This window comes from Micromonospora sp. S-DT3-3-22, from assembly GCF_015354745.1.
Taxonomy (GTDB): domain Bacteria; phylum Actinomycetota; class Actinomycetes; order Mycobacteriales; family Micromonosporaceae; genus Micromonospora; species Micromonospora wenchangensis.
In genome coordinates, this window is the sequence record NZ_JACGMO010000007.1 from 89,452 (window position 1) to 101,313 (window position 11,862).

Here is an 11,862-nt window from a genome sequence, read left to right on the forward strand (position 1 = left end):
ACCGGATGGCCGTGCACTATTCCGGGTCGGCGACCGCGACCATGGCCGGCCGCAGCAGCCGCTCGCCGAGCAGGTAACCCCGACGCATCACCTGCACGCAGGTGGGCTCGTCGACGTCCGGTGAGGTCTGGTGCGCGACCGCCTCGTGCCGGGTCGGGTCGAACGGGTCGCCCTGCTCACCGAAGGGCGTCAGGCCGAACTTGCCCAGCGCCGTGGTGAGCTGCTCGGCCACCGTGCCGAACGGGCCGACCAGGTCGCCGTGTTCCCGGGCCCGGTCCAGGTCGTCCAGGATGGGCAGCAGCGCGGCGAGCACCGAACCGGTCGCCTGCTCCTGGACCACGCCCCGGTCCCGGTCCACCCGCTTGCGGTAGTTGGCGTACTCCGCCGACACCCGTTGCAGGTCCCGGGTCCGCTCGTCCAGCTCGGCCCGGAGGGCTTCCAGCTCGGCCCCCAGCGGGGAGCCCGTGGCGCTGCCGTCGACCGGCTGCGCGGGGGCGTCCACCACCGGCGGACCGGTCGGCGCCGGGTCGTCGAGGGTGGTGGCCTCGGCCTCGATCTCGTCGACCACCACCTCGGACTCCTCGACCAGCCCCTCGGCCGGGACGTCGGCCCCGGCGTCGGCGGCGGCGGGCGTCTCCTCGGTCTTGCCGAGCTTGCGGTTGTCCCGGATGACGACCCGCGGCCCGTCGTCGGTGGGCGCGGAGCCACCCGGCGTCGACCCGGAGGTGCCCGGGTCGGCGGCTCGTGGCTTCTCCGTCATACGACTACCTCGTTCCCTGTGCGGTGGCGCGGACCGTCACTTCTTGTCCTCGTCCACGATCTCCGCGTCGACCACGTCGTCCGGGCCGCCCGCCTTCGGGGCCCCGGCGGCACCGGCGGCACCCGCACCCGCGCCCGCACCGGCCGCGCCCGGCTGCTCCCCCTGCTCGGCCTGCTGCGAGTAGAGCAGCGAACCGGCCTGCTGGGAGACCTGGGCGAGCCGCTCGTGGGCCGACTTGATCTTCTCGATGTCCTGGCCGCCGAGCGCGCCGCGCAGCTCACCGAGAGCCTCGTTGAGCTGCTCCCGGTTCTCCGAGGGCAGCTTGTCGCCGCTCTCGGCGAGGAACTTCTCGGTCTGCCACTGGAGCGCCTCGGCCACGTTGCGGGTCTCGGCCTCCTCCCGGCGACGCTTGTCGTCGTCGGCGTGCTCCTCGGCGTCCCGGCGCATCCGCTCGATGTCGTCCTTCGGCAGCGAGGAGCCGCCGGTGATCGTCATCTTCTGTTCCTTGCCGGTGCCCAGGTCCTTGGCGTGCACGTTGACGATGCCGTTGGCGTCGATGTCGAAGGTGACCTCGATCTGCGGCACGCCGCGCGGGGCCGGCGGGAGGCCGGTCAGCTCGAAGGTGCCGAGCTTCTTGTTGTACGCCGCGATCTCCCGCTCGCCCTGGAACACCTGGATCAGCACCGACGGCTGGTTGTCGTCGGCCGTGGTGAAGACCTCGGAGCGCTTGGTCGGGATGGTGGTGTTGCGCTCGATGAGCTTGGTGAAGATGCCGCCCTTGGTCTCGATGCCCAGGCTCAGCGGGGTCACGTCGAGCAGCAGGACGTCCTTGACCTCGCCCTTGAGCACACCGGCCTGGAGCGCGGCGCCGACGGCGACGACCTCGTCCGGGTTGACGCCCTTGTTCGGGTCGCGGCCGGTGAGCTGCTTGACCAGGTCGGTGACGGCCGGCATCCGGGTGGAGCCGCCGACCAGGATCACGTGGTCGACGTCGGCGATCTTGATGCCGGCGTCCTTCACGGCCTGCTCGAACGGGCCCTTGCAGCGGTCCAGCAGGTCCTGCGTCATCCGCTGGAACTCGGCGCGGCTGAGCGTCACGTCCAGGTGCAGCGGGCCGGCAGACCCGGCGGTGATGTACGGCAGGTTGATGTTGGTGGTGGTGGCCGCCGACAGCTCGATCTTGGCCTTCTCGGCCGCCTCGCGCAGCCGCTGGAGCGCCATCTTGTCCTGGCCCAGGTCGATGCCGTGCTCGCCCCGGAACGTCTTCACCAGGTGGTCGATGATGCGCTGGTCCCAGTCGTCGCCGCCGAGCTGGTTGTCACCGCTGGTCGACTTGACCTCGACGACGCCCTCGGCCAGCTCCAGCAGGGACACGTCGAAGGTGCCGCCACCCAGGTCGAAGACCAGGACGGTCTGCTCCTTGGAGCCCTTGTCCAGCCCGTACGCCAGGGCCGCCGCGGTCGGCTCGTTGACGATCCGCAGCACGTTGAAGCCGGCGATCTCGCCGGCCTCCTTGGTGGCCTGGCGCTGGCCGTCGTTGAAGTAGGCGGGCACGGTGATCACCGCGTCGGTGATCTGCTCGCCCAGGTAGGCCTCGGCGTCCCGCTTGAGCTTCATCAGCGTGCGCGCCGAGATCTCCTGCGGGGTGTACTTCTTGCCGTCGATGTCGACGGTCCAGTTGGTGCCGATCTCCCGCTTGACCGAGCGGATGGTCCGGTCCGGGTTGGTCACCGCCTGGCGCTTGGCGACCTCACCGACGAGCACCTCGCCGTTGCGGGCGAACGCGACGATCGACGGGGTCGTCCGCGAGCCCTCAGCGTTGGCGATGACGGTGGGCTCACCGCCCTCGAGAACGCTGACGCAGGAGTTCGTCGTGCCGAGGTCGATACCGACCGCACGTGCCATCTTCGCTTCCTCGCTTCGTAACGGATGGGGCAGGTCAGAGGGCCTGCCCGGCGGGCCGCCCGGAGCGACCGCACCACAAGTTGAGTGAACTTGACTCAATAGTGCCACGCGATCGCCAAAGCGCAAGTCGAGTTGAGCCGACCCGACGCAACCTGACCGTTACTACCCTCCGGTTGTCTCTGTTGCATCGGTCGGGCACGCTTTAGCGGTGACGACGCACGGCGATCCCGCCACCCGGTCCGGCGCGCCCACCGTCGCCGCCCGCACCGGGTCGTCGGAGACCGACGAGACGCCGCCCGGCCCCACCGGAGACGGCCTGCCCGCCGCCCTCACCGGCCTGCGGGCCGCGATCGGCGCGGCCCGGTTCCCGCTGGCGCTGCCCTCGGCCGAGCCGGCGCGGCACACCGGCCGGGCGCTGACCGACCAGCTCGACGACTACCTGCTGCCCCGGCTGGCCCGGCTCGACGCCCCGCTGCTCGTGGTCGTCGGCGGCTCCACCGGCGCGGGCAAGTCCACCCTGGTCAACAGCCTGGTCCAGGCCCGGGTCAGCGCCGCCGGGGTGCTCCGCCCCACCACCCGTTCCCCGGTGCTGGTCTGCAACCCCGCCGACGCCGCCTGGTTCCGCCAGGGCGAGCTGCTGCCCGGCCTGACCCGCACCAACGAGCCCAGCGAGGACCCGGGCACCCTGCACCTGGTCACCGCCCCCGCCCTCGCACCGGGGCTGGCCTTCCTCGACGCCCCCGACATCGACTCGGTGGTCGACGCCAACCGCGCCCTCGCCGGTCAGTTGCTCGCCGCCGCCGATCTCTGGCTCTTCGTCACCACCGCTGCCCGGTACGCCGACGCCGTCCCCTGGGAACTGCTGCGCACCGCCCGCTCCCGGGGGGCCGCGATCGCCATGGTGCTCGACCGGGTGCCGCCCGAGGCCGCCGACGAGATCGCCGCCCACCTGTCCGAGATGCTCGCCGCCCAGGAACTGGGCGCAGCGCCGCTGTTCGTCCTGCCCGAGACCTGGGTCGACGGCCAGGGCCTGCTGCCCGACCGGGTGACCGCGCCGCTGGGCGGCTGGTTCGCCCGGCTCGCCGCCGACGCCGAGGCCCGCGCCGCCGTGGTCCGGCAGACCCTGGACGGCGCGCTCGCCTCGCTGCACCCCACGGTGGAGGCGCTCGCCGACGCCGCCGACGAGCAGGTGGCCGCCGCCGACGCGCTGGACGACCGGGTCCGGGCCGCCTACCAGGGCGCGCAACGCACCGTGACCGAGGGGCTGAAGGACGGCCGGCTGCTGCGCGGCGAGGTGCTCGCCCGCTGGCAGGAGTTCGTCGGCACCGGCGAGTTCTTCCGGACGCTGGAGGCCCGGATCGGCCGGCTGCGCGACCGGCTCGTCGCCGCGGTCACCGGCCGGCCCGCCACCCCCGCCACCGAGCTGCGCAACGCCATCGAGTCGCAACTGGTCACCCTGCTGCGCGGGGTCGCCGCCGAGGCGGCGGAGCACACGTACACCGCCTGGAAGGCGCACCCGGCCGGGGCCGCGCTGCTCGAACCACCGCTGGCGCACGCCTCGGCCGACCTGCCCGAACGGGCCGAACGGCTGGTCCGGGACTGGCAGCGTGCCGTGCTGGAGCTGGTCCGCGACGAGGGCGGCGACCGGCGGTTCGTGGCCCGTACGGCCGCGTACGCGGTCAACGCCACCGGGCTGGCCGTGATGATCGCCGTCTTCGCCTCCACCGCGTTCATCCCCACCGGTCTGGAGGTGGCCACGGGGGCGGGCACCACCGTCGCCGCGCAGGCCGTGCTCCAGGCGATCTTCGGCGACCAGGCGGTGCGTACCCTCGCCGCGAAGGCCCGGGCCGACCTGCTGGAGCGGGTCGGCACGCTGCTCGACGAGGAGGCGGCCCGCTACCTGGCCCGCACCGACGCCGCCCGGTCCGGCCCGGAGGCCGCCGCCGGCCTGCGCCGGGCCGCCGGCCGGGTCGAGGTGGCCCGGCACCGCAGCGGCCTCGCCGACCGGGCCGGCCCGGCGCTACCGACCCCGACCCCGACCCCCGAGGACGGCATCCGGTGACCAACATCGTCGGCCGGATGCGCGAGGCGCTCCGGGGTGACCAGCGTGTCGACGCCGATGCCCTGGTGGCCCGGCTCGACGCGGTGCGCCGCTTCCTCGACGCGGTCGACGGCGAGGTGCCCGACACCCGACTGGTCGGCGCGCACACCCTGGTCGAGCGGGCCGGCACCCGGTTGTCGCTGTCCCGGGACCACACCGTGGTCGCGCTGGCCGGGGCCACCGGCAGCGGCAAGTCCAGCCTGTTCAACGCCCTCGCCCAGCTGGAACTCTCCCCGGTCGGGGTGCGCCGGCCCACCACCGGCGTCGCGCACGCCTGCGTGTGGGGCCCGCTGGACGGCGGCACCCGGCTGCTCGACTGGGTCGGCGTGCTGCCCCGGCACCGGTTCGTCCGGGAGAGCGCGCTCGACGGCGACGACGAGTCCGCCCTGCACGGGTTGATCCTGCTCGACCTGCCCGACTTCGACTCGGTGCAGCGGTCCCACCGGCTGGAGGTGGACCGCCTGCTCGGCCTGGTCGACCTGGTGGTCTGGGTGGTCGACCCGCAGAAGTACGCCGACCGGGTGATCCACACCAGCTACCTGCGCGAGTTCCACCGGCACCGGGACGTGACGGTGGTGGTGCTCAACCAGGCCGACCGACTGCCCCCGGCCGAGCTGCCCCGGGTGCTGGCCGACCTGCGTCGGCTGCTCGACGTCGACGGGCTCGACGGGGTGCCGCTGCTGGCCACCACGGCGGTCGAGCCGGACGGGATGACCGGGCTGCGGGAGGCGCTGGAACGGGCGGTGTCGGACCGGCAGGCCGCGCTGCGCCGGCTCTGGGGCGACGCCGACACGGTGACGGCCGCGCTGGGGGAACTGGTCGCCGTCGAGGCCCCGGGGCACACCCCGGACGCGGAGACGATCCGCACCCTGGACCGGGCGCTGGCCGACGCGGCCGGGGTGCCCACGGTGACGGGCGCGGTCGAGGGGGCGTACCGGCAGCGGGCCGGTGCCGCGACCGGCTGGCCGCTGGTCCGCGGCTGGCGGCGGCTGCGCCCCGACCCGCTGCGCCGGCTGCACCTGCCCGGCCCGGCGACCGACCCGCAGCAGCCGGCGCACACCCCGCTCGCCGCGACGTCGGTGCCCGAACCGACGGTCGCCCAGCAGTCCGCCCTCGGGCTGGCCATCCGCGCGGTCGGCGACCGCTCCGGCGACGGCCTGCCCGCCCCCTGGCCGGCCGCGGTGACCGCCGCCGCCCGGTCCCGCCTGGCCGACCTGCCGGACGCGCTGGACGCGGCGGTCGCCGGCACCGACCTGGGCATTGAGCGCCGGCCGCTGTGGTGGCGGCTGGTGGGCGGCGTCCAGTGGCTGGTCACCCTCGCCGCCGTGGTCGGGCTGGGCTGGCTGGTGCTCGGGTACGCGCTGCGCGCCCTCGGGCTGCCGGCGCTGGAGTACCCCCGGGTGGGCGAGACGCCGTTGCCCACCGTGCTGCTGCTCGGCGGGTTGCTCGCCGGCCTGCTGGTGGCGGCCGTGACCGGGCCGGTGATCCGGTGGGCGGCCCGAAGTGCCCGGCAGCGGGCCGAACGGCGGCTCACCGAGGAGGTCGCCCGGGTCGGCGCGGAGTACGTCCTCACCCCCGTACGGGACCTGATCGACCGGTACGCCCTCGCCCGCCGCGCCTGGCAGGACGCCGCCGGCTGACCTCCGGCGGGAAACGTGGCCCGCCCCGGCGGCCATCGACGGACGCCCGGCCACCGGCCGGTGAACGCGGGCGTCGGCACGGGTGTCCGGGGCGGCGCGGCGGCGTAGGGTCGTGCCATGGCCACGCCACAGACCCCCTACGACGCGGTGCTGTCCGCCGCCCGCGACGTGACCAGGCTGGACTGCGCGCTCGACGCCGAGATGCTCGGCACGGCGCTGCTGGGCAGCGTCTACGCGATCGCCGAGACCGACCGGGAAGCGGCGGTCCGGGAATTCGTCTCCGGTTTCCTCGCCGCCACCTCCCGCCGCCGCACGGCCGCCGCCACCACCATCCGTCAGGTCTTCGCCGCGCTGGTCCCGACCGCCGAGGGCGCGGCGAAGGTCCGCCCCGGCGCGCAGGCGCCGGCCTGGGCCGGCCAGCTCGGCCGGGTCCACCTCACCGGCACCTGGTCCTACGGCGACGTGTACGGCGACCAGACCTCCTACCTGGCCACCTTCGCCTACGACGACGAGTCGGGTGGCCCGGAGCACGCCCTGGTCGCGCTGGTCGACCACAACATCGGGATCACCAAGGACGTCTTCGTCGGCGGTCCGGCCGAGCGCATCCTCGCGCAGGTCCGGCAGATGTGCGCCGACGACGACCTGACCTGGTTCCGGGAGGAGGACCCGGCCCGGATGCACGGCGAGGTTGGCCGCCACCTGGAGATCACCGACGACCTCGGCGACCTGCCCGCCGAGGGTTCGCTCGCCACCGACCGGGCGCTGGTCGGGGCGCGGTTGGCGGTGCTGCCGCAGGCGAGCGCCGACACCACCGGCTGGCCCGCCGAACCGCTCTCCACCGACGAGCGCACCGCGCTGGTCCGGGCCTTCCTGGCCGCCCCCGAGGCGGCCCGGTACGGGCTGAACACCCTCGACGGCGATGCCGAGCTGGCTTCGCTGCACTTCTGCCTGGGGCTGCTCTTCGACCACTCGGCGAGCTTCCCGGACGCCGACCCGCTGCGCTGGAGTCCGGCGGTGGCCGGGCTGTTCCTGCTCGACTGGGTGCACCGGCGGGCGGTGCTGGACATGGACGACGCGGCGCTGCTGCCCCGGGTGCTGCGCGCCTGGACGGCGTTCGCGGCGCGGCGACGGGGGCTGCCCGAGCGGGCCGTCACCCAGACCGACGAGGCGATCGAGGAACTGGTGCCGGAGTTCGCCCGGCTCTATTCGACAGGTGAGCGGCGCAGCCCGGCGACGGCGGCGGTGGCCCAGTTGATGGCCGACGGCGTCGACCCGGACGACCCGGTCGCGCTGGACGCCTGGATCGAGGCCAACCGGCAGCGCCTCGGCGACGACACCCCCTGACCGGCCGGCCGCCGGTCAGGGCTCGACCAGGGCCAGCCGGCCGGGGGCGACGTCGACGCGGATGCGCTGGCCCCAGCGCAGCGTCAACCGGTCGGTCTCCAAGCCGTCGGCGAAGGCCACCAGGCCGTCGGACTCGGCGGTCAGCTCCAGCGTGCCGGTGCCGTCGAGGCGGCCGGCGACCAGGTCGGCCCCGGTGACCGGGGACGGCCACGCCTCCCGGACGAACCAGCACAGCGCCGGCTCCTGCGGGGCGGGGAGCGCGACGGCGGCCGGCCGGCCCCGGGCGATCGAGGCGCACCAGCCGGTCGCCCCGGTGCCGGTGCCGACGACCACCCCGGAGGACGACTGCCGTTCCCGGCGGGGCGGGCCGTCGGAGGTCACGTCGAGCAGGTAGCGGGCCGACTGGTGGGAGGGGTGCCCGACGTACACCTCGTTGAGGCCGACCAGTTCCTGGCCGTCGTCGAGGGTGGCCCGGACCATGGCCCGGTGCCGCAGCGGCGCGGCCCCGGCCGCCACCGCCGGCAGCAGGGCGGCCACCTGGTCGCCGGTGCACCGGACCAGCACCCCGGCGTTGCGGCCCGGCTCCGGGTCGACGCCGAGGACGGGTTGCCCGCTGAGGTACTTCGCCACGTTGGCGACCAGTCCGTCCGGCCCGACGGCGACGACGACGTCCTCCGGCCCGAACAGGAACCGGGGCAGGTCGTCCCGGTCCACCGTGCCGCGTCGCCAGTCGGCGGGGACGGCGGCCCCGACGGCGGTCAGCGCCGACTGGAGTGCCTCGTGCCGGTCCACCACCTCGGCCAGGTCCCGCCCCCGGGCGCGCAGGTACCACTGGGCCGCCGCGCGGGTGCCGTGCCGGGCGAGCAGTTCGTCCAGCTCGCTGGGGCGGCGGACGACCACCACCCGGGGGGCCAGGGTGGTGCTCACCGGTCGACCGTCCCGGTCGGGCCGGTGAGCCGGCCGAGCAGGTCGGCGAGCAGGTCGGGGGTGACCGTGAGCTGGCCGATCGGGGGGAGCTGGCCGGCGAGTTCCCGCACGGTGAGTGCCTGGAGCACCGCCGGCGGCAGTTCGGCGTACGTGGCCAGCTTCGCCGCCTCCGCCTCGGCCTCGGCGGCGCCGACGGCGCGTACCGTCTCGGCCTTGGCCAGGGCGAGCGTCCGTTCCTTGTCGGCGGTGCCGGCGGCGAGCAGGCGCTCCTTCTCCGCCTCGGCGGTGGCGAGCACCCGGGCCCGGTCGGCGGCGGCGGTGTTGGCGACCTGTTCCCGTTCCGCCTTGCCGTGGGCGGCGGCCAGCTCGGCGGCGGCGTCGAGTTCGGCCCGGCGGCGGGCGTTCGCCCCGTGCTGCTCGACGAGCTGCTGTTCCCGACGGGCCAGCTCGATCTTGTTCTGGAGTTCGTTCTCGGCGATGCCGCGTTCCTGTTCGACGGCCTGGGCCCGGCGGGCGTACGTGGCCCGGTCGGCCTGCACCTGCACGGCCTCCCGGGTGGGGGTCTGCAGGGCGCGTTCCAGTTCCGGTTCGGGCCGGACGGCGACGACCCGGGCGCTGACCACGGCGACGCCGATGTCGGCGAGCCGGGGCTCGGTGCCGAGCGCGGCGGAGACCGCCTCCCGCACGGGTGCCACGGTGGTCAGCGCCTCGGCCAGCGGCACCCGGGCGAGCAGGTCGAGGGCGGGTTGCTGGGCCAGCTCGGCCAGCAGCGTGGCCACCTGGTCGAGGGGGCGGGAGCGGGCCCGGCCGGTGCGCGGGTCGACCGAGAAGTCGAGCCGGGCGGCGGCGAGCGCCGGGTCGGCCACCCGGTAGGTCACGGTGGCCTGGACGGTGATGTCGGCGAAGTCGCCGGTACGGGCGTGGAAGAGCAGCGGCAGTTCCCGGTCGTCCACCGGCACCTCGCTCAGGACGGCGGTCAGCGGCCGGTACCAGAACGACTGGCCGGTGCCCTCCCGCCGGACCCGCCCGGCGACGTGGAGCCGTACCCAGTTGGTCGGTGTCCCGCGCAGGTGGCGCAGGAAGAGTCGTCGTGTCACGTCGGCCATGGCTTCACCCTCCCCTTTTTCGTCGCTACGACGATAACCGCTCTGGTAGGTTATCGTCAAGGTGGTGATAAAGCGATGACCGACTACCCGCCCTTCGCCGTGACGGTGGACCTGGTGGTGCTCACCGTGCGCGCCGACGCGCTGCACCTGCTGCTCGTCCGCCGGGGCATCCCGCCGGACCAGGGCCGGTGGGCGCTGCCGGGCGGCTTCGTCGGCATCGACGAGGACCTGCCCGACGCCGCCGCCCGGGAACTGACCGAGGAGACCGGGCTGCCGGAGCCGGCCGGCCACCTGGAACAGCTCGGCACGTACGGCCGCCCCGGCCGGGACCCGCGCGGGCGGGTGGTCACCGTGGCCTGGCTGGCGCTGCTACCCGACCTGCCCGCCCCGGTCGCCGGCTCGGACGCCGCCTCGGCCGAGTGGGTGCCGGTCACCCGGCTCGCTCCCGGCCAGCTCGCCTTCGACCACGACCTGATCGTCACCGACGGCCTGGAACGGGCCCGCGCGAAGCTGGAGTACACCCCACTGGCCGGCGCGTTCTGCCCGCCCGAGTTCACCGTGGCCCAACTGCGGGCGGTCTACGAGACGGTCTGGGGGACCCGGCTGGACCCGCGCAACTTCCACCGCAAGGTCACCGGCACCCCCGGCTTCGTCAGCCCCGTCGGCCGCGCCACCGAGGGCGACCGGGGGCGGCCCGCCCAACTGTTCCGCCGGGGTCCGGCGACCCGGCTCCACCCACCGATGCTCCGCCCCGAGCCCTGACGGCCCCCGCCGACGGCCACCCGGGGCGGCGGAGTGCTCAGGAGAGCGCCGCGAAGACCAGCCCGGCCACCATGGCCCCCACCAGCCCGCCGGCCACGACCTGCGCGACGGTGTGGTCGCGCAGCCGGACCCGGGACCAGCCGACCAGGCCGAGCAGCGGAACGGCCGGCAGCAGCCGGGGGCCGAAGGTGAGCACCAGCACCACCAGCGTGCCGGCGGCCACCGCCGAGTGGATCGACATCTTCCACCAGTGGCTGACCGACACCGCCACCACCAGACCGACCACCCCGGTGGCGACCAGGGCCAGCACCGGGCGCGGCGCACCGAGCGCCGCGAGCAGGGCCAGCCCGGCGGCGGCCGACACCAGCCCGAACAGCAGCGGCACCCGGCGCTGCTCACGTCGACCGATGTGATGGTCGGTGAGCCGGCCCCGGCGTACCCCGCCCAGGATGTACGCGAACGGGATGCCGGCGGCGAACACCGTGGCGAGCAGCCCCCAGGCCAGCCCCCGTACGCCACCCGCGCCGTGCCAGCCGATCACCACGGTCAGCCCGGTGACCAGGACGGCCGGCGCGGTCACCTCGGTCACCCACCGGGCCACCCGGGTCGCCGCCCCCACCGGCCCGACGGGGGCCGGGTCGGGGGAGGACGGGCCGTCGCGGGTCGGGGAGGGTCCGGGGTCGTCCGCCGGCCGGTCACCGCCCTCGTCGCGCGTACTCAGCGTTCCGCCCCCGCTTGTCGTGCCGGCCGGTCCGTCGCGCCGGGGTGGTCGGCCGTCGGCGTCCGCACCGTGGGCGGTTCAGCCGGCGTCGTTCGTCACCGTACCGTCCGGGTCGGTGCTGTCGTGGCTGGTCGGCGCGGGTAACGCGGGCGTCTGCGGCGCTGGGGCCGGGGTGGCCGACGGGCGGCCGGTCGGGGCCGACGCCCGGGCGGGGGCCGGTCCGACGCGCGGCACGGGGCGGGTGTCGTCCCGCAGCCGGGCGGGACGGGGGGCGCGGGTCGGGATGGCCGTCACGGTGGGCCGGGGACGCGGGGTGGGGACCACGGTGACCGTGACGGTGGGGCACGGTCCGACGGTGGGCCCCGGCGTCGGGTCGGGCTCCAGGGTCGACGTCGGGCCGGGGGTGGGTACCGGCGTCGGGGTGTCGGAGGGGGCCGAGGTCGGTGACGGGTCCGGCGGCGGTTCGGAGAAGGTGGCCGTCGGTTCGGCGCTCGGGCTCGGTCCGGCGCTCGGCGAGGTGGTGGGGGTGGGGGTGGGGCGGACCGGGGCGGCCGGCGCGTGCGTCCGGCGGACGGGACGGGGGGTGACGGCGGGGG

9 protein-coding genes and 1 pseudogene are annotated in these 11,862 nt (G+C 75.4%); 4 read left to right on the top strand and 6 right to left on the bottom strand.

Going from position 1 to position 11,862, the window contains the following annotated elements; translation table 11 throughout:
* Positions 1 to 16: 16 nt before the first annotated feature.
* Together grpE and dnaK are read right to left on the bottom strand one after the other, a co-directional pair.
* Positions 17 to 760 (bottom strand): nucleotide exchange factor GrpE, encoded by a 744-nt coding sequence (gene grpE / locus H1A17_RS03530; RefSeq protein ID WP_145917273.1) that lies wholly within the window; start codon positions 758 to 760, stop codon positions 17 to 19.
* A 36-nt stretch (positions 761 to 796) separates the two neighbouring features.
* Entirely contained in the window at positions 797 to 2,665 is a 1,869-nt protein-coding gene (gene dnaK, locus H1A17_RS03535; protein ID WP_194821044.1) for a molecular chaperone DnaK, read from the bottom strand.
* A 208-nt stretch (positions 2,666 to 2,873) separates the two neighbouring features.
* Between dnaK and H1A17_RS03540 the strand changes: the two genes are divergently transcribed.
* The 3 genes from H1A17_RS03540 (at position 2,874) to H1A17_RS03550 (ending at position 7,750) form a co-directional block, all read left to right on the top strand.
* Complete coding sequence (locus tag H1A17_RS03540) at positions 2,874 to 4,727, top strand: GTPase domain-containing protein (RefSeq protein ID WP_194821045.1); 1,854 nt, start codon at positions 2,874 to 2,876, stop codon at positions 4,725 to 4,727.
* A gap of 17 nt (positions 4,728 to 4,744) precedes the next feature.
* Positions 4,745 to 6,406 carry a GTPase gene (locus H1A17_RS03545; RefSeq protein WP_194821050.1) on the top strand — a complete coding sequence of 554 codons (1,662 nt, stop codon included), beginning with the start codon at positions 4,745 to 4,747 and terminating at the stop codon, positions 6,404 to 6,406.
* A gap of 117 nt (positions 6,407 to 6,523) precedes the next feature.
* Positions 6,524 to 7,750 (top strand): hypothetical protein, encoded by a 1,227-nt coding sequence (locus H1A17_RS03550; protein ID WP_145917270.1) that lies wholly within the window; start codon positions 6,524 to 6,526, stop codon positions 7,748 to 7,750.
* 15 nt (positions 7,751 to 7,765) lie between these two features.
* Here the strand turns inward: H1A17_RS03550 and H1A17_RS03555 are convergent, their stop codons facing one another.
* Both H1A17_RS03555 and H1A17_RS03560 read right to left on the bottom strand, forming a co-directional pair.
* Positions 7,766 to 8,677 (bottom strand): hypothetical protein, encoded by a 912-nt coding sequence (locus H1A17_RS03555; protein WP_145917269.1) that lies wholly within the window; start codon positions 8,675 to 8,677, stop codon positions 7,766 to 7,768.
* Complete coding sequence (locus H1A17_RS03560) at positions 8,674 to 9,783, bottom strand: SPFH domain-containing protein (protein ID WP_145917268.1); 1,110 nt, start codon at positions 9,781 to 9,783, stop codon at positions 8,674 to 8,676. The genes H1A17_RS03555 and H1A17_RS03560 overlap by 4 nt, the downstream gene beginning before the upstream one ends.
* Before the next feature lie 75 nt (positions 9,784 to 9,858).
* On the opposite strand from H1A17_RS03560, the gene H1A17_RS03565 reads away from it, so the two are divergent.
* A complete protein-coding gene (locus tag H1A17_RS03565) occupies positions 9,859 to 10,545 on the top strand; it encodes an NUDIX domain-containing protein (RefSeq protein WP_145917267.1) in 687 nt (228 codons plus the stop codon).
* 37 nt (positions 10,546 to 10,582) lie between these two features.
* Here the strand turns inward: H1A17_RS03565 and H1A17_RS03570 are convergent, their stop codons facing one another.
* Together H1A17_RS03570 and H1A17_RS03575 are read right to left on the bottom strand one after the other, a co-directional pair.
* Positions 10,583 to 11,164, bottom strand: coding sequence for a phosphatase PAP2 family protein (locus tag H1A17_RS03570; RefSeq protein WP_309236689.1), 582 nt, complete (start codon positions 11,162 to 11,164; stop codon positions 10,583 to 10,585).
* A gap of 180 nt (positions 11,165 to 11,344) precedes the next feature.
* Positions 11,345 to 11,862, bottom strand: a pseudogene (locus H1A17_RS03575) (hypothetical protein); the annotation flags it as partial.